This window comes from Mycolicibacterium aubagnense (assembly GCF_010730955.1).
GTDB lineage: Bacteria > Actinomycetota > Actinomycetes > Mycobacteriales > Mycobacteriaceae > Mycobacterium > Mycobacterium aubagnense.
Map to the genome: position 1 here is coordinate 5,267,723 of NZ_AP022577.1, position 21,898 is coordinate 5,289,620.

At 66.2% G+C, this 21,898-nt stretch carries 22 protein-coding genes; 18 read left to right on the plus strand and 4 right to left on the minus strand.

Annotated elements, in window-relative coordinates:
- Window positions 1-11: 11 nt before the first annotated feature.
- The 4 genes from cobC to G6N59_RS25210 are packed head-to-tail and all read left to right on the plus strand — an operon-like array spanning window position 12 to window position 4,009.
- On the plus strand, window positions 12-1,022 hold the full coding sequence (cobC, locus tag G6N59_RS25195) for an Rv2231c family histidinol phosphate aminotransferase CobC (protein WP_138229628.1): 1,011 nt from the start codon (window positions 12-14) through the stop codon (window positions 1,020-1,022).
- Window positions 1,019-2,143 carry a Nif3-like dinuclear metal center hexameric protein gene (locus G6N59_RS25200; RefSeq protein ID WP_138229629.1) on the plus strand — a complete coding sequence of 375 codons (1,125 nt, stop codon included), beginning with the start codon at window positions 1,019-1,021 and terminating at the stop codon, window positions 2,141-2,143. Before cobC ends, G6N59_RS25200 begins: the two co-directional genes overlap by 4 nt.
- A gap of 11 nt (window positions 2,144-2,154) precedes the next feature.
- On the plus strand, window positions 2,155-2,907 hold the full coding sequence (locus tag G6N59_RS25205) for a zinc ribbon domain-containing protein (protein WP_138229696.1): 753 nt from the start codon (window positions 2,155-2,157) through the stop codon (window positions 2,905-2,907).
- A gap of 10 nt (window positions 2,908-2,917) precedes the next feature.
- Window positions 2,918-4,009: a bifunctional RNase H/acid phosphatase gene (locus G6N59_RS25210; protein WP_138229630.1), complete on the plus strand. Its 1,092-nt coding sequence runs from the start codon at window positions 2,918-2,920 to the stop codon at window positions 4,007-4,009.
- A gap of 357 nt (window positions 4,010-4,366) precedes the next feature.
- Here G6N59_RS25210 and G6N59_RS25215 read toward each other — a convergent pair whose 3' ends face one another.
- A complete protein-coding gene (locus G6N59_RS25215) occupies window positions 4,367-4,564 on the minus strand; it encodes a hypothetical protein (protein ID WP_163911728.1) in 198 nt (65 codons plus the stop codon).
- On the opposite strand from G6N59_RS25215, the gene G6N59_RS25220 reads away from it, so the two are divergent.
- The 14 genes from G6N59_RS25220 to G6N59_RS25285 all read left to right on the plus strand — a co-directional run bounded on the left by G6N59_RS25220 (window position 4,547) and on the right by G6N59_RS25285 (window position 18,478).
- Window positions 4,547-5,365, plus strand: a complete 819-nt coding sequence (locus G6N59_RS25220) for a LuxR C-terminal-related transcriptional regulator (RefSeq protein ID WP_163911732.1) — start codon at window positions 4,547-4,549, stop codon at window positions 5,363-5,365. The two genes, G6N59_RS25215 and G6N59_RS25220, sit on opposite strands and share 18 nt — an antisense overlap.
- Entirely contained in the window at window positions 5,362-6,432 is a 1,071-nt protein-coding gene (locus G6N59_RS25225) for a response regulator transcription factor (RefSeq protein WP_138229632.1), read from the plus strand. The genes G6N59_RS25220 and G6N59_RS25225 overlap by 4 nt, the downstream gene beginning before the upstream one ends.
- 347 nt (window positions 6,433-6,779) lie before the next feature.
- Entirely contained in the window at window positions 6,780-7,553 is a 774-nt protein-coding gene (locus tag G6N59_RS25230) for an MlaE family ABC transporter permease (RefSeq protein ID WP_138229633.1), read from the plus strand.
- Between the two features lie 7 nt (window positions 7,554-7,560).
- Window positions 7,561-8,415 (plus strand): ABC transporter permease, encoded by an 855-nt coding sequence (locus tag G6N59_RS25235; protein ID WP_138229634.1) that lies wholly within the window; start codon window positions 7,561-7,563, stop codon window positions 8,413-8,415.
- 3 nt (window positions 8,416-8,418) lie between these two features.
- The gene (locus G6N59_RS25240) at window positions 8,419-9,861 is read left to right on the plus strand and encodes an MCE family protein (protein WP_138229635.1); all 1,443 of its coding nucleotides are present in this window, start codon (window positions 8,419-8,421) and stop codon (window positions 9,859-9,861) included.
- Between the two features lie 39 nt (window positions 9,862-9,900).
- Entirely contained in the window at window positions 9,901-10,926 is a 1,026-nt protein-coding gene (locus G6N59_RS25245) for an MCE family protein (protein WP_138229636.1), read from the plus strand.
- Window positions 10,923-12,275, plus strand: a complete 1,353-nt coding sequence (locus G6N59_RS25250; protein WP_138229637.1) for an MCE family protein — start codon at window positions 10,923-10,925, stop codon at window positions 12,273-12,275. The genes G6N59_RS25245 and G6N59_RS25250 overlap by 4 nt, the downstream gene beginning before the upstream one ends.
- The gene (locus G6N59_RS25255) at window positions 12,272-13,585 is read left to right on the plus strand and encodes an MCE family protein (RefSeq protein WP_138229638.1); all 1,314 of its coding nucleotides are present in this window, start codon (window positions 12,272-12,274) and stop codon (window positions 13,583-13,585) included. Before G6N59_RS25250 ends, G6N59_RS25255 begins: the two co-directional genes overlap by 4 nt.
- Window positions 13,582-14,736 carry an MCE family protein gene (locus G6N59_RS25260; protein ID WP_138229639.1) on the plus strand — a complete coding sequence of 385 codons (1,155 nt, stop codon included), beginning with the start codon at window positions 13,582-13,584 and terminating at the stop codon, window positions 14,734-14,736. Before G6N59_RS25255 ends, G6N59_RS25260 begins: the two co-directional genes overlap by 4 nt.
- The gene (locus G6N59_RS25265; protein WP_138229640.1) at window positions 14,737-16,188 is read left to right on the plus strand and encodes an MCE family protein; all 1,452 of its coding nucleotides are present in this window, start codon (window positions 14,737-14,739) and stop codon (window positions 16,186-16,188) included. It abuts the gene before it with no gap.
- Entirely contained in the window at window positions 16,152-16,790 is a 639-nt protein-coding gene (locus G6N59_RS25270) for an Rv1363c family protein (RefSeq protein ID WP_138229641.1), read from the plus strand. The genes G6N59_RS25265 and G6N59_RS25270 overlap by 37 nt, the downstream gene beginning before the upstream one ends.
- Complete coding sequence (locus G6N59_RS25275; RefSeq protein ID WP_138229642.1) at window positions 16,787-17,428, plus strand: hypothetical protein; 642 nt, start codon at window positions 16,787-16,789, stop codon at window positions 17,426-17,428. Before G6N59_RS25270 ends, G6N59_RS25275 begins: the two co-directional genes overlap by 4 nt.
- A gap of 5 nt (window positions 17,429-17,433) precedes the next feature.
- On the plus strand, window positions 17,434-17,799 hold the full coding sequence (locus G6N59_RS25280; RefSeq protein WP_138229643.1) for a DUF732 domain-containing protein: 366 nt from the start codon (window positions 17,434-17,436) through the stop codon (window positions 17,797-17,799).
- A 16-nt stretch (window positions 17,800-17,815) separates the two neighbouring features.
- Window positions 17,816-18,478, plus strand: coding sequence for a CAP domain-containing protein (locus G6N59_RS25285; protein ID WP_179970234.1), 663 nt, complete (start codon window positions 17,816-17,818; stop codon window positions 18,476-18,478).
- 6 nt (window positions 18,479-18,484) lie between these two features.
- Here G6N59_RS25285 and G6N59_RS25290 read toward each other — a convergent pair whose 3' ends face one another.
- The 3 genes from G6N59_RS25290 to G6N59_RS25300 are packed head-to-tail and all read right to left on the minus strand — an operon-like array spanning window position 18,485 to window position 21,429.
- On the minus strand, window positions 18,485-19,309 hold the full coding sequence (locus G6N59_RS25290) for a carbohydrate ABC transporter permease (RefSeq protein WP_197907892.1): 825 nt from the start codon (window positions 19,307-19,309) through the stop codon (window positions 18,485-18,487).
- A complete protein-coding gene (locus G6N59_RS25295) occupies window positions 19,306-20,190 on the minus strand; it encodes a carbohydrate ABC transporter permease (RefSeq protein ID WP_197907893.1) in 885 nt (294 codons plus the stop codon). Before G6N59_RS25295 ends, G6N59_RS25290 begins: the two co-directional genes overlap by 4 nt.
- The gene (locus tag G6N59_RS25300) at window positions 20,191-21,429 is read right to left on the minus strand and encodes an extracellular solute-binding protein (protein ID WP_138229645.1); all 1,239 of its coding nucleotides are present in this window, start codon (window positions 21,427-21,429) and stop codon (window positions 20,191-20,193) included.
- Window positions 21,430-21,898 lie beyond the last annotated feature (469 nt).

Below are 21,898 nucleotides of genomic sequence, written 5' to 3' on the forward strand. Positions count from 1 at the left end.
AGGGTCTACCTGTGGAACCCGGGGCGCGCTATCACGGCGATCAGGCTGTGACCCCCGGCATGCTCGACTTCGCGGTGAACGTCCGTGGCGCCGGCCCGGCCTCGTGGCTGGCCGCCCGGCTCGCCGTCCGGCTGGCGGATCTGGGTAGCTACCCGACCTCTTCAGATGTGGACGCGGCCCGCGCGGCCGTGGCGGCTCGACATGGCCGTGACCTGGGCGAAGTGGCGCTGCTCGCAGGTGGCGCCGAGGGGTTCGCGCTGCTGCCGCTGCTGCAGCCACGCCTGGCGGCGCTCATCGCGCCGTCGTTCACCGAACCCGAGGCTGTGTTCGACGCCGCGGGCGTACCGGTCACACAGGTGGTGCTGGAGGCGCCGTATCGGCTCGCCGGTGCCACGGTGCCGTCCGACGCCGACCTCGTGATTGTGGGCAATCCCACCAATCCGACCGGCGTCCTGCACCGCCGAGACGAGATCCTGGCGCTGCGGGCGCCTGGGCGCATCCTGGTTGTCGACGAGGCTTTCGCCGACGCGGTCCCCGGAGAACCGGAGTCACTGGCCGGCCAGGCGCTGTCCGACGTCGTGGTGCTGCGGAGCCTGACCAAGACCTGGTCGCTGGCCGGGCTGCGGGTCGGCTACGCGCTGGGCGCGCCCGATGTTCTGACCCGCCTGACCGCACAACGCCCGCACTGGCCGCTGGGCACCCTGCAGCTCGAGGCGCTGAAGGCCTGCAGCGAGCCGGCCGCGGTGGCGGAAGCCGAGGCTGGGGCACAGCGGCTGGCCGCGCTGCGCGCCGAGATGGCGGCGGGTTTGTCGGCGGCCGGGTTTCCCGTGGTCGAGGGCGTCGCGCCGTTCGTCCTGTTCTCGGTGCCGGATGCTGAGCTCGCCCGGAAGCACCTGGCGGAGAAGGGAATTGCGGTGCGCCGCTGCGACACGTTCTTCGGGCTGCCCGACGGCCACCTGCGCGCGGCGGTCCGCCCGGAGTGGCCGGTCCTGGTCGAGGCGCTACAGGAGGTGCTCTGGTGAGTGTGCCGTTGCGTGACGTCATCGCGGCGCTGGACCGCGCGTACCCGCCGGCGCTCGCGCACAGTTGGGACTCGGTGGGGCTGGTGTGCGGTGACCCGTTGGAGGACGTGGAATCGGTGACCGTCGCGGTCGACGCGACCGCGGCCGTGGCGGCCTCGGTGCCCGACGGCGGGCTGCTGCTGGCACACCATCCGCTGCTGCTGCGCGGGGTCGACACCGTGGCTGCCGACACCGGCAAGGGCGCGCTGATCCACTCGCTGATCCGCCGCGGCGCAGCGCTGTTCAGCGCACACACGAATGCCGACGCGGCAGCACCGGGAGTGTCGGACGCCCTGGCCGAGGCGCTGGGCCTGCAGGTCGAGGAGGTGCTCGACCCTGCCGAGGCGCGTGCTGACCTGGACAAATGGGTTCTCTTCGTGCCCCATGCGAACGCCGACGCAGTCCGGGACGCGATGTTCGCCGCCGGTGGCGGGCAGATCGGCGACTACTCGCACTGCAGCTGGGCCACCATGGGTGTCGGCCAGTTCCTGCCGAACGAGGGCGCGACGCCGGCCATCGGCATCGTCGGTGCCATCGAGCAGGTGGCCGAAGACCGGGTCGAGGTGATCGCGCCGTCCCGGCTGCGGCGTGCGGTGCTGACGGCGATGCGCGCGGCCCACCCGTACGAGGAGCCGGCGTTCGACGTCCTCACCTTGGCGCCACTGCCATCGGATGTCGGGATCGGCCGCATCTGCTCGTTGCCGGCGCCGGAACCGCTGTCGGCCTTCGCTTCTCGCGTTGCGCGTGGCTTGCCAACCACATCGTGGGGGGTGCGGGCCTCGGGTGATCCGGACGCGATGGTGTCGCGGGTTGCGGTCTGTGGGGGCGCGGGTGACTCGCTGCTGGACACGGTGACCCGCGCCGGCGTCGACGTCTACGTGACGTCCGATCTGCGCCACCATCCGGCCGACGAGCACCGCCGCGCATCGGACGTGGCGCTGGTCGACGTGGCGCATTGGGCCAGTGAATTTCCGTGGTGCGAGCAGGCCGCCGGGGCCTTGCGTGCACAATTCGGTGATGCGTTGCCGGTGCGGGTCAGCCAGATCCGCACCGACCCCTGGAACGTCGAGATAACCTGCTGAGAGACGTGAACATGAAAGCTGAAGTGTCGCAACAACGTTTGTTGCTCGAGGTGGCCGAAGTGGACGCCGCGCTGACCCGTTTGGCGCACCGGTCGACGCATCTGGTCGAGCAGCAGCGCTTCGACGCCGTGCAGGCCGAGCACCGCGAAGCCAACGACCGGCTGGCGGCGCTGAGCATCGCCGTCGAAGATCTGGACGCGCAGGTGGCCAAGTTCGAGTCCGAGATCGACGCGGTTCGCCAGCGCGAGACCCGTGACCAGAAGCTGATGGACAGCGGTTCGGTCGGTGCCAAGCAGGTGGCCGAGCTGCAACACGAGCTGGAGACACTGCAGCGCCGGCAGGCCGCGCTCGAGGAGCAGCAGCTGGAGATCATGGAGCGCCGCGAAGAACTTCAGGCCGAGCAGGCCGAGGAGCTCGCGCTGATCGACGCGCTGCAGGGTGATCTGACCTCGGCGCAGGTGGAGCGCGACAACGCACTCGTGTCCATCGACGAGTCCCGCAAGGTGGCGGCCGACCGCCGCGTGGCGCTGTTGGGCTCGGTGGCCCCGGAGCTCGCCGAGATGTACGAGAAGCAGCGCAAGCAGGGCGGCGCCGGCGCCGGGTTGCTGCAGGGCAGCCGGTGCGGAGCCTGCCGCATCGACCTGGATCGCGGTGAGCTGTCCCGGATTTCCGCGGCCGCTCCCGACGACGTGCTGCGTTGTCCCGAGTGTGGGGTGATTCTGGTGCGGGTCAAGGACTTCCGCGCCGGGACCGGAGATCTGTGAGCGCGGGTCTGTGAAAGTTCTGGTCGAAGCCGACGGCGGATCGCGCGGCAATCCGGGGCCCGCCGGCTATGGCGCTGTGGTGTTTTCGGCCGACCGGTCCGAGGTGCTGGCCGAGAGCAGCGCCTCCATCGGAGTGGCGACCAACAACATCGCCGAGTACCGCGGCCTGATCGCGGGTCTGGAAGCCGCGGCGGAGTTGGGGGCCGATGACGTTGCGGTGTCCATGGATTCGAAGCTGGTGGTCGAGCAGATGTCCGGCCGCTGGCGGGTCAAGCATCCGGACCTGATCGTGTTGAACCGGGAGGCGGTGGCGTTGGCCCGGCGGTTCGGGCGGGTGAGCTACACGTGGATTCCGCGAGCGCAGAATTCACATGCCGACCGGCTGGCCAACGAGGCCATGGATGCGGCCGCGGGGCCGCCGGCGACATCGGGTCCCGAACCGAAAGCCGCTGCGGCACAACCGTCGCCACCGGGCTGGACCGGTGCCGTTGGCGCGCCGACGCGGTTCCTGCTGCTCCGGCACGGGCAGACCGAACTGTCGGTGCATCGCCGGTACTCGGGCCGGGGAAACCCTCCGCTGACCGACGTGGGTCGTGAGCAGGCCGCATCGGCCGCCGCGTATATCGCTGGTATCGAAGGAGTCTCAGCGGTGATCAGCTCACCGCTGCAGCGGGCGCTGGACACCGCGAAGGCGGCCGCGGATGTGCTCGGCCTTGACGTCACCGTGGACGAGGACCTGATCGAGACCGACTTCGGTGCCTGGGAAGGCCTGACATTCGGCGAGGCGGCGAAACGGGATCCAGAGTTGCACGGCCGCTGGCTGGGGGACACCAGCGTGGCTCCGCCTGGAGGTGAGAGCTTCGACGCGGTGACCCACCGGATTCGGCGGGCCCGCAACCGAATCATCGCCGAGCACGGCGCGACGACGGTACTCGTGGTCTCGCATGTCACTCCGATCAAGACAATCCTGCGGCAGGCGCTCGATGCCGGCCCGGGGATTCTGTACCGGCTGCACCTGGACCTGGCGTCGCTGAGCATCGCCGAATTCTTCGGCGACGGTGGTTCCGCGGTGCGGTTGGTGAATCAGACCGCCTATCTGTAGGCGGTCGCCCAAGCCCGGCCGTGGCCGAAAGCAGGTAGCGGAACGCGGTTTGCTGACGCACAGGTTTGTCGGGTCAGGACAGAGCCGGGCGGGCAGTTCGCTTTTTTTCGTCGGTTGCGGACATAGTTCGCGAGCTGTCGCCCGCGCAGAATCTGCGTAGCAACATTCCGAACGGTTGTTGAACGCGCATGGATCGCAGCTGGGCAGAGCTGCCGGCGCCGCCGACCCGTTGGCCATGCATGCCATGGAACATGTTGACATCGGTCATGATTCGACGTCGAGGCAGGGGAGTGAATGGTCACGGTCACCGCCGGGCGCGCCGAGGTTGCCGCAGACGCTGATCATCATGTGCACCCGTCAGGCCGCAATCATCGTGGTTCGGGGGTGCACCACCAGCTGGACCGACAGTTGGATTGCCTGCGGCGGCGCCTCGAACGGCAGCGCGCCGCCGGCGGCGCGACCGAGGATCTGTTGGCTGGGGTACAACGGCTCCGGCGGGAGCTGAATGGTAGCGAGGTTGGTCGGGGCGTCACGCGGGTGAACGCCCTCCGTCACGCCGTCGATTCCCTGCGTGGCACGTCGTCGCGGGAGACCATCAGGAGCGCGATGGCGTTGTTGTGCCGGGACTTCGGATTCACTCGGGTGATGGTCTCGACGGTCCGCGAGCACGACTGGCTGCCGCGGCATCTGCATGGCCGTGCCGCGACATCGGGTTCCTTCCAGGGCTTCCCGATCGGTGTGCCCGTCCGGTTCGAGGATTCCCAGGCCGAAGCCGCCCTGATCCATGGCCGACACGGAGTCGTCGTGTCCCGCCCGACCGCGTCGGCACGTCGCGATTACCTCGCGGCGCCGATCACCGTGGGCGGCAACGTGATCGGGATGCTGCATGTCGACTTCCCGGATGCCCCCGACACCACCGTCATGGCTCAGTTCGATCTGCTCGAAGCGTTCGCGGAATGTTTGGCAGTGCTCTACGAGCGGGCCGTTCTCGAAGAGAAGGTGTCGCGGCAGCGCGTCGAGGTCGACAAGCTCTGTGCCACAATGGATCAACTCATGACGCGACCGCTGCTGGACGGTGCGACGTCGTCAGGTGCGGGTGTCCCGGACGCTGTGGGCGCGCCGGCGAGCGATGGCGCCGCGGCGCCTGAGCTCACTGCGCGCGAGCGGGAGGTCATGTCCTACGTGGCGACTGGTGCCACCAACCGGGACATCGCGCGGTGCCTGCTGATCTCCGAGGGCACCGTGAAGTCGCACCTCAAACGCATCGCCGAGAAGTTCAACACCACCAACCGGGCGGCCGCCCTCGCGACGTACCTGGCGATGGACGCCGGCGTGGGGAGCGGACGACCACGATGACGCGCCGTGCGATGGTGACCAGACTCAACCAGATCGACGGACACCTGCGCAGCGTGCTCAACCTGCCGAAGATCAACAAGGCGACCAACCTCGAGCAGGCCATCGCGAACTCGGCGACAACGACCGAGGAGGTCCTCTTCGGTGATGACGGCGAAGGAATCACCCTCATGCCGGCCGTCGCGCAGCGCCTGTTGATGGCGTCGTTGCAAGCGCAGGTCGAGGCGCGCCTGATCAGCGGTGACGACTCCGGTGCGACGGCGAGGTCGGTGATCGACAGTATCCGGCGGTTGAAAGCGGCACCGTCGGTGCAAGCGCTCGAGCGTCAGGTATGCACCGAGCTGTGCCACACCATCGGGTTCAGCAGCGCGGTGCTCTCGTCGATAGCACCCGACAAGTTCATTCCCGTGGCATCGCACGACACGCGTGGCACGGGAAAACCCTTGCCGCGCAGCGGCTGTACCGCCGAACAGGAATGTGTCCGGTTCCGGCGGATGGTCCACGCCGGCCGCGGCGACGTGCCGGCCACCGACGGCTTCTGCGAAGCTCTGGGTGCCGCGGAGTATCTGGTCGCGCCCATCGTCGTGGAAGCCAAGGTCGTGGCGCTGGTTCACATGTCGCGCGCCCGGGGCGCCACCGCCGACGGGGACGTCGACACGCTCGGGCTGCTGCTGTCGGTGTACTCGGTCGTCTACGAGCGACTGCTGAATTCCGGGCGGGTGGAACAGCTTCGGATATCGATCGTCGGAGCCGCCGCCCGGCTGGCCGAGGAAGCCGATCGGATTGCCGGAACGGTCGTGAGCCTGGACGCCGACGACGACGGCGCCTTCGCGACGGATGCGGCGGTCGATGCGTTCACGGTGGCCTTGTCCAACCGCGAGCGGGACGTGTTCGCCAGGATGGTGCGCGGTGACTCCAATGCGGAGATCGCCCACGAGCTCGTCGTCTCGGTGGAAACGGTCAAGACGCACGTGAAGCGAATCCTGCGCAAGATCGGCGCCGCCAATCGGCTGGAGGCCATCACGCTCTACATGGATGCGCATTCCGGATTTGGCGAGCAGGCGCAGTAGTCGTCCGCTCATTTCTGTATCCGCAGTTTTCTCCGACGCCACCAATTCATTGCCGCTGCGGTGAATTACGTCGTGTTCGAAATGGTTTATCAGAACACGGATCCAGCAATTTTCTGAGTGCGATTGTTCATGCGATCCTGCGGAATTCCGGTTCCGCACGTCGAGGTGTCGGCTGGAACACATTTGTCCCCCCGATGGGGGGTACGTCACAGACATAGATCCCTCCATCCGGAGGTGTTCGGTAGATGACCAGCATTGATAGCGTCTCCACTCATGTTGGCCGCAGCGATCGCATATCGACCATATGTAGCGGATTTGGCGCAAGGGCTGGAAAGTGCGGGCGGCAAATGGTAGCGATTGCGCGGACCGCGGCTAAGCCGGTCACCTCATTGGGCGGATTCTTCGCCATGACGTTCGACACTTTCGTGCAAATGTTCCAGCCGCCGTTCGCATGGCATGAATACGTCACGCAGACATGGTTTGTCGCGCGTGTGTCGGTGCTGCCCGCATTGCTGCTCACGATGCCGTTCGCGGTGCTGCTGACATTCACCTTCAACATTCTGCTGACCGAATTCGGCGCGGCCGACTTCTCCGGCACCGGCGCCGCTATCGGTACGGTGAATCAGATCGGCCCGATCGTCACGGTTCTTGTGGTGTCGGGCGCGGGCGCGACGGCGATGTGCGCCGACCTCGGGGCCCGGACCATCCGCGAAGAACTCGACGCGCTGCGCGTGATGGGTATCAACCCCATCCGGTCCCTGGTGGTGCCGCGCGTGCTGGCCGCCACCACCGTGGCCCTGGCCCTGTCCGCCACGGTGATCCTCGTCGGCCTGACGGGCGCGTTCCTCTTCTGCACCACGGTTCAGCACGTCTCGCCAGGCGCGTTCGTCGGCGGCCTGAACCTCCTGACCGGACCAGGGGACATCATCGTCGCGCTCATCAAGGCGACGCTGTTCGGCATGGCAGCCGGCCTGATTGCTTGTTACAAGGGCACTTCCGTGCGCGGCGGTCCCGCGGGCGTCGGCAACGCGGTCAACGAGACGGTCGTGTTCACCTTCATGGTGCTGTTCGCCATCAACGTCATCGTGACAGCTGTCGCGATCCAGTACACGGTGTCGTGAGGAAGAGATGACTGTCGACGTTCCGAGCCGCAGGTTCCCGCGGTTCGACAGACTCACCAAGAGTTCGATCGCCCGCTGGAACCGCGTCGGCGAACAGGGCGCCTTCTATTCACACACCATCGGGTCAATTCCCGATGCGGTGGTCAACTACCGCGCGGAACTGCTTCGGCTCATCGCCGCAACGGGTTTGGGCACCGGCGCGCTCGTCGTCGTCGGCGGCACCGTCGCGATCGTCGGTTTCTTGACGATGACCACCGGTGCCCTGGTGGCGATTCAGGGCTACAACCAGTTCTCGTCCGTCGGCTTCGAGGCCCTCACCGGTTTCGCCTCGGCGTTCCTCAATGTCCGGATGATCGTGCCGGCGACCACCGCGGTGGCGCTGTCGGCCACCATCGGCGCCGGTGCCACCGCGCAGATCGGCGCCATGCGCATCAACGAGGAGATCGATGCGCTCGAGGTCATCGGCATTCGCAGCGTCACCTACCTCGCCTCCACGCGCGTGCTGGCCGCCGTGGTGGTGGTGATCCCGCTGTACTGCGTCGCCGTGATGATGGCGTTCTTGGCCGCACGCATGGGCACCACCACCGTCTACGGGCAGGGCGCCGGCGTGTATGACCATTACTTCAACACGTTCCTCAATCCGAATGACCTGATCTGGTCGTTCGTCCAGTGCGTCGCTATCACCATCGTGATCATGTTGGTGCACACCTACTTCGGATTCGCCGCAGCCGGCGGTCCGGCCGGGGTCGGCGAGGCAGTGGGCCGTGCGGTGCGCTTGTCCATGGTGATCGCGGCCGTCGAGATCGTGTTCATCTCACTGGCCATCTATGGCCAGTCCGGCAACTTCAACATGGCGGGTTAGTCGGTGGAAGCGCGCAAGGGCGATCGGAAGATCTCGAACTCATGGTGGGCACTGATCCTGATAACTGCCGTCGTGCTGTTCATGGTGGTGACCACGGTCATCTTCACCGGTGCGGCCAAATCCTATGTACCCGTGACGGTTATGGCCGACCGCGCGGGCCTGGTGCTGGAGACCAATGCCAAGGTGAAGATGCGCGGCGTGCTGGTGGGCCGAGTCAGCCGGATCGACGTGAACAACTCCGGAGCGACCCTGCAACTCAAGCTCGATCCGGACCAGGTCAAGTACATCCCCGCCAATATCGGTGCGCAGGTCAGTGTCACGACGGCGTTCGGCGCCAAGTTCGTCGACCTGGTGTATCCGCAGACGCCCAGTAGCGCCCGCGTGGCCGCCGGTACGGTGCTGCATTCGGCACACACCACGACCGAGATCGATACGGTCTTCGAGAACATCGTCAACCTGCTGGACATGGTGGATCCCGCCAAGCTGAACTCGGTGCTCAGTGCCGTCGCCGAAGGGGTCCGCGGCCAGGGCGAGCGCATGGGCCAGGCCACAACGGATCTCAATCAGGTGCTGACGGCGCTGAACTCGCGCTCGGACACGATTCGTGACGACTGGCGGTCGTTCAAGGCCTTCAGCGACACCTATGGTGCGGCCGCCGACAACATCGTGAAGATTCTCAACGCCGCCAGCACCACGAGCAGCACCGTCACGGGCAAGGCGAAGGCGCTCGACAGTCTGCTGATGAACGTCATCGGATTCTCCGAGGCGGGAACCGATCTGCTGGGGCCGAACGGGGACAACCTCGTCGACGCGATCAACGGGCTGGAACCCACGACGAGTCTGTTGCTGAAGTACAGCCCCGGATACACGTGCTGGTTGGAAGGCACCAAGAAGTTCCTCGACACCGGCGCCTGGGGTGTGTTCGGCGGGGCCGACGGCCGCTCGCTGATCCTCGACGCGACGCTGCTGCCGGGAAAGAACCCGTACGTGTTCCCCGACAACCTGCCGATCGTCGCGGCAAAGGGCGGGCCGGGCGGCCAGCCAGGCTGTGGTTCGCTGCCGGATGTCGCCAAGAATTTCCCTGTGCGGCAACTGATCACGAACACCGGATGGGGGACCGGGCTGGATATTCGGCCGAACCCGGGCATCGGCAGCCCCTGCTGGGGACAGTGGTTCCAGAGCACGCGCGCGGTGCCACAAGCGCCCAGCATCCGGCAGTGCCTGCCCGGCCCGGCGCCTGGCCCGATCCCGTACCCCGGGGCGCCGCCGTATGGCGCAGCGCTGTACGGACCCGGCGGGGTGCCGCTGTGGCCGGGTGTGCCGCCCGCGCCGCCGAATCCCGCTGACGCACAACCGCAATCGGCGCCGGCGCCCGTAGAGGCCCCGCCGCTGCCGGCTGAAGCCCCCGCGGCGCCCGCGTTGCCGGCAGAAGCCGGCGGGAACTGACCGTGACGATCAACCAACGACAGAGGCAGGAGGAACGCCATGGATAACTTCAGAGGCACGCTGCTGCGCCTTGGCGTCTTCCTGTCGGTCTGTCTGCTCGGCACGGTCGCCCTTTGGGCGGTGTTCGCCGACTTACGGTTCGACGAGGGGCACACCTACTTCGCCCGCTTCGTCAACGTCTCGAACATGAAGAAGGACAGCCACGTTCGCATCGCGGGCGTGGAGGTCGGCCAGGTCAAGAACGTGTCGATCAACCGCGATTCGACGGTGACCGTCGAATTCACCGCGGACAGCTCGGTCGTCCTGACCGAGGGCAGCCGCGCGGTGATCCGGTACGACAACGTCGTCGGCGATCGCTTTCTGGCGCTGGAGGAAGGTGCCGGCGGTACCAAGAAGCTCAATCCGGGCGCCACCATCCCCGTCGACCGGACCGAGCCCGCGCTGGACCTCGACGCCGTCATCGGCGGTTTCCGTCCGTTGTTCTCGGCGCTCAGCCCCGACAAGATCAACGATCTGAGTGGGCAGTTGATCCAGGCCTTGCAGGGGCAGGGACCATCGATCGGGTCGTTCCTGGCACAGGCGGCAGTGGTCACCAACACCCTGGCCGACCGCGATCAGCTGATCGGGGAGGTCGTCACCAACCTCAACACCGTGCTCAGCACTTTCGGCGGCAAGAGCGACAAGCTCGACAAGGCAGTGGTCTCCCTGTCGGAGCTCGTTGACCGTCTGGCCCAACGCAAGACGGACATCTCACAGGCGGTGGCCTACACCGACGCGGCCGCCAACTCGATCGCCGGTCTGCTGACCGAGGCCCGGCCGCCGCTGGCCAAGACCGTCCACGAGGTGGACCGGACCGCGGGCCTGGTCCTGGCCGACCACGACTACTTCGACAACTTCCTCAACACCCTGCCCGACAAGTACCGAGCGCTGTCCCGACAGGGGATCTACGGCGACTTCTTCAGTTTCTACCTCTGCGACGCGGTGCTCAAGCTCAACGGTAAAGGGGGACAACCGGTTTACGTCAAGGTGGCCGGGCAGACCTCAGGACGGTGCACGCCGAGATGAAACCCTTTGCCGAGCGAAGCCACTTCGCCCTAGGCGCCATCGGCATCAGCGCTGTGGTGGTGATCGCCACCGTGGCGCTCATGTTCCAGAAGATTCCGTTCGTCAGCGGGACGAGCACGTACTCCGGATACTTCGAAGACGCCAGTGGACTGCACACCGGTGCGCCCGTGGACATCTCGGGCTTTCCGGCGGGACGCGTCGCCAGCATCGACCTCGACGGTCCCCGCGTTCTGATCAAGTTCACCGTCGACGACAACGTCCACCTCGGGGACCGCACCGAGGCCGCGATCAAGACCAAAGGCCTGCTGGGCAGCAAGATGCTGGAAGTCGTTCCCAAGGGCGACAGCGACCTGAAGGGCACCATCCCGCTCGAGCGGACCGTATCGGCATATCAGCTGCCGGATGCGCTCGGCGACGTCACCAACGCGATCAGCGGACTCGACACCCATCAGCTGTCGGACTCGTTGTCCACTGTGTCGGAGGCTTTCGCCAACACCGCCCCGGACCTGAGGGATGCGGTGAACGGCATCGCCCGGTTCTCCAAGACGCTGGGTGATCGTGACGCGCAGTTGCGCAGCCTGCTGGACAACGCGTCGAAGGCGACGACGGTGCTGGCCAACCGCAGCGACAAAGTGGTGAGCCTGGTAAAGGACACCAATGCGCTTCTGGTGCAACTGCGTACGCAGAGCGCCGCGGTGAGCCGGCTGTGGAACAGCTTGTCGGCGGTCTCACTGCAACTCAAAGGGCTGATAGCCGAGAACCGTTCGCAACTGCGCCCCGCGCTGGACAAGCTCAACGGTGTCGTGGCGATGCTCGACAACCGCAAGGAACGGCTGCAGCAGGCCGTCAAGGGCCTCAGTCAGTACGCCCTGGCACTGGGCGACGCGGTCGGCTCGGGTCCGTTCTTCAAGGCGTACATCGTGAACCTGCTGCCGGGGCAGTTCGTGCAGCCGTTCGTCGATGCCGCCTTCTCGGACCTCGGCGTGGATCCGAATGCGAAACTGCCGTCGCAGCTTCAGGATCCGCAGACCGGTCAGCCGGGCACGCCGCCGCTTCCGGTGCCGTTCCCGCGGACGGGCCAGGGCGGCGAGCCGCGGCTGACCCTGCCGGACGCCATCACCGGCAAGCCCGGCGATACCGCCTGTGGCCCACCGGGGATCCCGTTGCCCGGCCCCGGCTGTTACCCCGCCCGGGAAACGCAGCCCGCGCCGGCGCCCGGTGGGCCGCCGCCCGGACCACCGGCGCTCGCGCCCGGACAGACCGCCATGCCGGAACCGCCCAAGACCCCGCCACTGCAGGTGTCGGATCCCGTCCAGCTACCCGCACCGACGCCAGGAGGACAGCCATGAGCAAGCTGTTCACACGTCTGCTTGTCGTCGCGGCGGCCGTGGCCCTTGTCGTCGGTGGCGGCTACTTCGCGGTGAAGGCGTTCCAGCAGGCGTCGCGCCACGAGGTGGTGGGCTACTTCCAGAACACCAATCAGCTGTTCAGCGGCGACGATGTGCTGATCCAAGGGGTGCCGGTCGGCAAGGTCGAGAAGATCGAACCGGGACCCGAGCGCGTCAAGGTCACCTTCTGGATCGACGACAAGTACAAGGTGCCGGCCGACGCCAAGGCCGTGATCCTGTCGCCACAGTTGGTGACGGGCAGGGCAATTCAGCTGATCCCGCCGTACCGGGGCGGACCGACGCTGCGTGGCGGCGCCGTGATCCCGCTGGATCGGACCGCGGTGCCCGTGGAGTGGGACCAGGTCCGAACCCAACTACAACGCGTGGCCGATCTGCTCAAGCCCGACCAGCCCGGTGGGGTCAGTACGCTCGGCGGTTTCATCAACACCGCGGCCGACAATCTGCGCGGACAGGGCGCCAGTATCAGGGAGTCGGTGATCCGCTTGTCGCAGGCCGTGTCGATCCTGGGGGACCACAGCAATGACCTGTTCTCGACGTTCAAGAACCTCTCGATCCTGGTATCCGCGCTGCAGGACAGCACCGGACTGCTGGAGCGGCTGAACGGCAACCTGGCCGAGGTGACTGGACTGGTGGCTGACGATCCGGACAAGGTCGGCCAGGCGCTGCACGACATGAGCTCCGTCGCCGATGACCTGCGCTCGTTCGTCGCGGACAACAAGGAGGCCGTGGGGACGGCGTCGGACAAGCTGGCGTCGGTGAGCACAGCGATCGTGGGCAGCCTCGATGACATCAAGCAGGTATTGCACGTGGCGCCAACGGCTTTGGCCGACTTGAACAACATCTACGAGCCGGCGGTCGGTTCCTTGACCGGCATCCTGGCGGCCAACAACTTCGCCAACCCGGTCAGCTTCATCTGCGGCGCGATCCAGGCGGCGTCGCGCCTCGGGGCGGACCAGTCGTCGAAGTTGTGCGCGCAGTACCTGGCGCCGATCGTGAAGAACCGGCAATACAACTTCCTGCCGCTGGGCGAGAACCTGATGGTGGGTACCCAAGCGCGGCCCAATGAGGTTACCTACAGCGAGGATTGGATGCGGCCCGACTACGTCCCACCGTCGCGTCCGGCGGCGCCGGCGGCACCGGTGGCGCAACAGGCTGGTGCGGCTGACGCACCGGCTCCTCAGACGGTGTCCACTGACGCCCATGCCGGGCTGGCCGGAATGATGACGCCGCCGGCAGGAGGCGGGTCATGAACCGGCTGCGTACGGCCGGGGGCTGCATGCTGGCGACCCTGGCGTTGCTCGCCTCGGCGGGCTGTTCGGATTGGCGCGGCGCCAACAGCCTGCCGCTGCCCGGCACCGAAGGCGGGGGACCGGGGGCGTTCGAAATCCAGGCGCAGATGCCGGATGTCACCAACCTGCAAGAGAATTCGCGGGTCCGGGTCTCCGATGTCACTGTCGGAACGGTCACCAAGATCGAGCGGCAGGGGTGGCACGCGCTGGTCACCATGCGACTCAACGGCGATGTGAACGCGCCGGCGAACTCGACGATCAAGCTGGGCCTGACGAGCTTGCTGGGCACGTTGCACATCGAGCTCGGGCCACCCAAAGATGGCCGGCCGCAAGGCAAATTGCACCAGGGTTCGGTCATTCCGCTGGCGAGCAGTGGCAGTTTCCCGTCGCTCGAGCAGACGCTGTCGGCGGTGTCGATGGTGCTCAATGGCGGTGGCATCGGCAATGTCCAGGACATCACCGAAGCTTTCAGCACGGCGTTCCACGGGCGCGCCGAAGACCTGCGCAGCCTGATCAAGCAGCTCGACACGTTCACCGCGAACGTCAAGGACCAGACCCCCGACATCATCGCGGCGTCGGAGAGTTTGAACACCGTCGTCGGCAAGCTCGCCGCGAGCCAGCCGGTACTCGACCGCGCCGTCGACAGTATCCCGCAAGCGCTGGCCGTGCTCAATGGCGAGCGCGAGAACCTGGTCACGGCCGCCGACAAGCTGAGCAAGTTCGCGGCGCTCGCGACAGACACCGTGGACCGGTCAAAAGAGAACGTGATCAAGGAATTACGCGACCTGGGGCCGACCCTTGAGCAGCTCGCCAATGCCGGGCCGGCCATGACGCGGGCACTGAGTTTCATCCCGACCGTGCCTTTCCCGAGCGACACCATCGAGAAGTGGCAGCGCGGTGACTACGCGAACCTCACCGCGATTGTCGATCTCACGCTCAGCCGCATCGACCAGGCGTTCTTCACCGGCACGCGCTGGGAGTGCGACCTGACCGAGCTCGAGTTGCAGTGGGGCCGCACCATCGGCCAGTTCCCGAGTCCGTGCACCGCGGGCGGGCCGAACAACCCGGGCAATCCGCTGACCATTCCGTACCGCTGGGATCAGGGGCCGTAAATGCATCTGGACAAACGCGTGAGAATTCAGCTCGCGATCTTCGCCGTCATCGCTCTTATCGCCGTGACGATGATGGGCCTGATCTATATGCAGTTGCCGGCCAAGTTGTTCGGCATCGGGCGCTACGTGGTGAAGATGGAGCTGCCCGATACCGGCGGCATCTACGCCACCGGCAACGTCACCTACCGCGGCACCGTGGTGGGCCGGGTGCAGTCCGTCGGTCTGACGCCGACCGGGGTGCAGGCCGAGTTGTCCCTCAACTCGGGCACCGACATTCCCTCCGATGTGCAGGCCGACGTGCACAGCCAGATGGCGATCGGTGAGCAGTTCGTGTCCCTGACGCCGCGCAGCGCGAATTCTCGGCCGCTCAAAGACGGTGACGTGATCCCGCTGGCACACACCTCGGTGCCGCCGGACATCAACACCGTGATCGACTCGCTGACCAAGGGCCTGCAGGCGGTGCCCAAGGACAACCTCAGGACAGTCATCGACGAATCGGCCACGGCCGTCGGCGGTTTGGGGCCGGAACTGTCGCACATCGTCAAGGGCGGCAGCCAGCTGGCCATCGACGCGCGCGCGAACCTCGACCCGCTGCTGAGTCTGATCGATCAGGCGAAGCCCGTGCTGGACTCGCAGAACAACACCTCCGGCGCCATCCAGGCGTGGGCGGCGAATCTCGCCACGGTGACCGGCGAACTCCAGGCCCAGGACAAGGCGCTGGGCACCGTCCTCGACAAGGGCGGCCCGGCGTTCGGCGAGATGGGGCAGTTGTTCAGCCGGCTGCAGCCGACATTGCCGGTCCTGCTCCAGAATCTGGTATCCATCAACAAGGTCGCGATCACCTACCAGCCGAACCTTGAACAGCTCCTGGTGCTGCTACCTCGGACAACCGAAGCGGCGCAGGGCGTTACGCTGGCGAACCGCGATACCAAACAGGCCTACAAGGGCGCGTATCTGAGCTTCAACCTGAACATCAACCTGCCGCCGCCATGCACCACCGGATACCTGCCGGCACAGCAGATGCGCAATCCCGCGCTGGAGGACTATCCCGAACTTCCGGCGGGCGATCTGTATTGCCGGACCCCGCAGGACGGCATGTTCAACGTCCGTGGCGCGAAGAACCTGCCGTGCGAGACGGTGCCCGGCAAGCGCGCCGCCACCGTCAAGCAGTGTGAGAGCAACGAGCCGTACGTACCGCTGAACGACGGCTACAACTGGAAGGGCGATCCGAACGCCACGTGGACCGGGCAGGACGTGCCGCAACTGCGGCCGGGTTCACCCCCGCCGGCTGGCGCTCCTAAGCCCCCACCGATCGCCGTCGCCGAGTACGACCCGGCTTCGGGGACCTACATAGGCCCAGACGGAAAGACCTATACCCAAGCCGATTTGGCGAACACGGCTCCGAAGGAGAAGACATGGCAGAGCATGATGACGCCGCAGCCGGGGAGCTGACCGAGGGCGGGGTCGCCGTCCTCGACCCCGATATTGGCGATGTCGATGAGGTGGGTGAGGCCACCGCCGCCGCCGACGCCGACGGCGCGGATGCGCCTGTCGACGAGCCCGCGACACCGAAGTCGGTCCGCCGGCTGGCGGGGGCGATCGGGCTGATCCTGGTGATCGCACTGAGCGCCCTCGTCGGGTGGTTGGCAGTGCGCACGCACCGCGCAACCCAGGTCGACGAGCGGCAGAGCCAGATCGTTCAGGCCGCCCGGCAGGGCGCGCTGAACCTGACGACCATCGACTGGCAGCGCGCCGATGCCGACGTCCAGCGCATTCTCGACAGCGCCACGGGGGAGTTCTACGACGACTTCGCCAAGCGCTCAGCACCTTTCATCAAGGTCGTGAAGGAAGCGAAGTCGACGTCCACGGGCTCGATAACCGAGGCCGGGCTGGAATCGGAGTCGGGCGACTCGGCTCAGGTACTGGTCGCGGTGGCCGTCAAAACCTCGAATGTCGGTGCGCCGGCGCAGGAACCGCGCGAGTGGCGGATGCGCATCGCGGTGCAGAAAGTCGGTGATGTGATGAAGGTTTCGAACGTGGAGTTTGTGCCGTGAAATGGATCAAATCTCGCGGCGACAATGCCGTAGCGGAAAAATCAGTCGAGGCAACGGCTTCGGCGAATGAGCTCACCGTCGATGCGCTCGACGAAGCGGTCGAGATCGACGCCGCACAGACCACCGACGCGGCGCCTGCCCACCCGCGGCGCCGCGTCGCGTGGGCGAGTATGGCCGTTTACGGCCTGCTGCCCGCGCTTGTTCTGGCGCTGGGCGGAGCGGCCGGTTACCTGCAGTGGAAAGACGTGTCCCTGAGCCAGTCCGACACGGCCAAAAAAGAATCCACCAAGGCCGCCACCGACGGCACCATCGCCCTGCTGTCCTACAAGCCCGAGACCGTCGACAAGGATCTGGAAGCCGCCAAGAAGTACATGACCGGCAACTTCCTGAACTCCTACACGTCGCTGACCCGCGACGTGGTGATCCCGGGTTCCAAGCAGAAGAAGATCTCCGCCGTCGCCACCGTGCCCGCGGCCGCGTGGACCAAGGCGACCCCGGACCATGCGGTGGTGATGCTGTTCGTGGACCAGACGATGATCATCGGCGGCAGCGCCCCGACCAGCACCGCGTCGAGTGTTCGAGTGACCCTCGACAAGGTCGAGGGGCGTTGGCTCATCTCGCAATTCGATCCGATGTGAGCAGCATGATCCGACGGTGGACTTGTGGGGTCCTCGCCGCTGCCGTGGTGGGTGTACCGGCGGTATGCGCGCCGGCGGTTGCCCGTGCCGATGCGACGGCGTATCTGATCGGCGTGACCGTGCGGCCCGGCTACAACTTTCCCAACGCCGATGTGGCGCTGGGCTATGGCTACGCCATCTGCGACAAGGTGGCGGCCGGTCGGCCGTTCGCTGACGTAATGGGCGACGTACGAAACGATTTCCGCACCGACGACGACTATCAGGCGTCATATCTCATTTCGCAGGCCGTGAACGAACTGTGCCCGGTACAGATCTGGCAACTGCGTAACTCTGCAGCGCACTACCAGTCGCCGCCGGGCGTTCATCCCTGATGCAAAGGAGTTCAACATGAGATGTCGGCCACGGGTGCTGTCTGTGTTGGCCGCCGTGCCCGTCAGCGCCGTCATCTGCGCGCCGCTCGCGCACGCTGACAATGGCAACACCCTCATTCCGAACAACAAGCGGCTCAACGACTCCGTCGTGTCGAACGTCTACACCGTGCAGCACCAGGCCGGGTGCACCAACGACATCGCCGTCAATCCGCAGCTGCAGCAGGCCGCCGAGCGGCAGGCCAAGGACATGATGGCCAACCGGGACCTGGACGGGGACATCGGTTCTGACGGATCCACGCCCCAGACGCGGGCCGCGGACGCGGGCTACCGCGGCGGACCGGTGGCGCAGACGGTCGCCACCAACCCGGCGCTGGCGATCAGCGGCGTCGAGCTGATCAACCAGTGGTACTACGACCCGGTCATCAAACAGATCATGGCCAACTGCGCGAACAACCAGATGGGCGTGTGGTCGGAGAACAGCCTCGACCGCACCGTCGTCGTCGCGGTCTACGGTCAGCTGCCCGAACCGCCGCACCGCGACGACAAAGAGGGCGGTACCAACAACGGCTTCGACCCGAGCCCCGACTACGACGGCAGCGACGAGATCGAGCACTTCTTCAACTGGTTCCCGTGGATCCTGCGCGGCGTGCACCCGCCGCCGGCGTACCCCGCGAATTAGCTTGGGCTACTTGATCGAGCCCGCAGTCAGTCCGCTGACCACGCGGCCCTCGATCGCCGCGAACAGCACGATGACGGGCACCGTGGCGATCACCGACCCGGCGAACAGGTGCCCCCAATCGATCGAGTACACCCCGATGTAGTTGTTGATTCCGACCGTCAGCGGCTGCCGGTCCGAGGACGCGCCCAGCGTGAGCGTCAGCGCGACGATGAACTCGTTCCAGGCCGCGATGAACGTGAAGATCGCGGCGGTGACGATTCCGGGCATCGCCAACCGGAGGCTGATGCGCACGAACGCGCCGAAACGGCTTGTGCCATCGAGCATTGCGGCCTGTTCGAGCTCGAAGGGGATCGTCGAGAAGTACGCGTTGAGGATCCAGATGGCGAACGCCAGGTTGAAGCCGGCATTGACGAGGATCAATGAGATCAGCGGTGTCGCGAAGTCGAATTTGATGAACTCGCGCTGGATGCCGACGAGCATCGCCGCGGGCTGGAACATCTGCGTGGCGAGCACCAGCAACAGGAACAGTGAGCGGCCACGGAACTTCCGCCGCGCGGTGTAGTAGGCGGCGGGCAGCGCGACGGCGAGCACGACGAGTGTCGCTCCACCTGCGACGATCAGACTTGCCGAGAGATTCCCACCGAGGCCCGTCGACCAGATGGTCGTGAAATTGTGGAAGTCGAAGCGCGAGGGCAGGTAGCCCGGCGACAGGAGTTCGTCCGCCGGTCGTAGTGCGGTGACGACCATTTCGGCGTACGGCAGCAGGAGGAACATGGCGATGGCGTAGGCCGCGAGCGCCGCGGCGAGCCGTCGAACCGGCGGCCGGGTCACCGGATCTGGTCCTTCCATCGCGTGACGCGCAGGAAGACCAGAACCATGACGACCACCAGCGCGAAGTTCAACGCGGACATCGCTGCGGACTCACCGATGTGGGCGGACTTCAGGATGAACATGAACGTCGTCGTCGTGCTGGTCTCGTACCCGGGCCCGCCGCGCGTCATCTCCCAGATGATCGGGAACGAGTTGAAGACGTTGATCACGTTGATCAGCGTCGCGACGATGATGGCCGGACGCAGCAGCGGCAGGGTGATCGACAGGTATGTGCGCCAGTGGGAGGCACCATCGACCCTGGCCGCCCGGTAGACGTCGTTCGGGATGGTCTGCAGGCCCGCAAGGATGGTGTACGTCGTGAAGGGGAGCGAGACGAAAATGGCGACCAGCATCATCGCGACGAAGGCGGATATCGGCCGGCCCAGCCAATCGGCTCTGGTCGACCCGAGGTCGACGAGGCCGAGGTCGTGCAGGAAGACGTTGATGACGCCGCTGCCAGATTCGAGTGCCCAGCGAAAGATGAGGGCGGTCATCATCACCGACGCGGCCCAGGGCGCGATGAGTGCCCACCGCGCGATCCTGCGGCCCGGGAACTGGGCGTTGAACAGCTGGGCGAGACCGAGTGACACCGCGATCGTCACAGCGACGACCACGACGACCCAGATCGCGGTGCGAAGGAGGACCCCGCTCAGAGCGGCTTCATCGGCGAGCGCTTGGTAGTTGCGGCCACCGGCGGAACCGAGGACGACGCCACTCGGGCTGACCTTTTGGAACGACGTCTGGACCATGACAACGACGGGCCAGAGCACCGTCAGCCCGATCAGCGCGCATGCCGGCCCGATCCACGCCAGCGGCGCGAGCCGTCTCAGGGTGCGCCTCACTCAGCCGGCCTCGACCGCCGACTGCTGGAGCGCGGTGAGAACCGTCTTCGGGTCATCGGTGACTGCCGTTCCGATCTCGTGCTGGATATTGGACTTGACCTCGGCCCACGTGGTGGTGTTCGGGTACTGCACCGCATTGGGCAGCGCCCTCATGAACGGGCCGAACACCGGGTCTCCGGCCAGGGAATCGGCGGCGCTCGTCGTGGCCGGCAGCAGGTGGTAGAGCTTGCCGAAGGCGATCTGATATTCGTCCTGATAGGCGAAGTCGAGGAACGCCTTGATCTGCGCCTGGTGCCCGTTGGCGTTGAATGCGGCGACGTTGTCACACACGCCGAGGGTGCTGGCCAGCGGTCCGGACCTACCGGCGATCGGCACCGACGCCCAGTCGGCGTCGGTGAGCTCGCCGCCGCCGGAGATGATCGGGATGAGTGCTGGTGAGCCGTTGATCATCCCGACCTCGCCCTGCGCGAACTGCTTCCACAGATCGGTGCGGTTCTTGGTGCCCGGGTTGGGCTCCGTCAGGCCGGCGCCGGCAAGGTCCTTGACGAACTCGAACGCCTCGACGTTCTGCGCACTGTCGATCGCCCACTTACCGTCGGCGTCCTGGTAATTGCCACCGTTGCCCAGGAACCAGAGGAGCGCCTCGGCTTGCGCTTCCTCAGGCCCGAGTGGCAAGCCGAATCCGATCTTGCCCAGCGCCTTGATCTTGGTCGCGTCGGCTTTGACGTCGTCCCACGTGCCCGGTGCCGCCGCGATGCCGGCCTCGGCGAACAGCTTCTTGTTGTAGAACAGCGTGCGTGCGCTGGTGGTGAACGGCAGACCGTACTGCTTGCCGTTGTAGGTGCCCTGCTTGGCGAACACCGGCAGCAGATTGCCGGGATTGCTCAGGACCTCGTCGGCGGAGTAGAGCAGACCGTCCTGCGCGTAGTTGGAGAAGTAGTCGCCTTCGGTGATGTCTGGGAACTGGCGGTTCTGCACCATCGTCTGGACCTGGGTGTCGAAGTCGTTCCAGCTGATGGCGGTGATGTCCACCGAGATCTTCGGGTTCTTGGCATGGAATGCATCGACGATGCCCTGCCAGTAGTTCTTGCTGGCGTTCTGGGGCCCCGTGCCATAGTCGGCGACGACGAGTTTGAGCGTGACGTTGCCATCGCTGTCCTTGGTGCTGCCGCCGCATCCGGAGAGCGCAAGTGCGACGGCCGCCCCAGCTGCTGTCGCACGCAAGATCCTGCTCTTCATGTGGTCTCCCCGTCTCCTGTGCGTCAGGCCACTGTTCGATGCTTTGGCGAATGTTAGCGGCCGGGTTGTGGGATGTATCCGGACATCGGTGACAGTTGACTCGGGGCTCGCTCGCTCGCGCGACTTTGCGAAACTGCCCGAGCGACCGGCAATCGGCGCGAAAAGTGTTCTGTGCGTCGCATTGTCGCGCGCTCGGTGCCCATCTCAACGTTCGGGGATGTCCTGAGACTTCGGCTGAATCCGAACGGTTGCTCGTTTTCGATTAGCAGCCGACGCTGCTCGGGGTGCATTTGGCGCTGGCTGGGCCGCTGGGAACTTCTTGCAACCGCTGTGCGCCGGCCCCTCGAGGAACTGCTGCTTCCACTTGGTCACCAACGTGGTGGTCCCCCCGGCGCGGCGGGCCGCTTCCGCGCCGGTCATCTCGCCAGCGAGCACCGCCAGTATCTGGCGGGTTTTCTCCTCAGCGGGG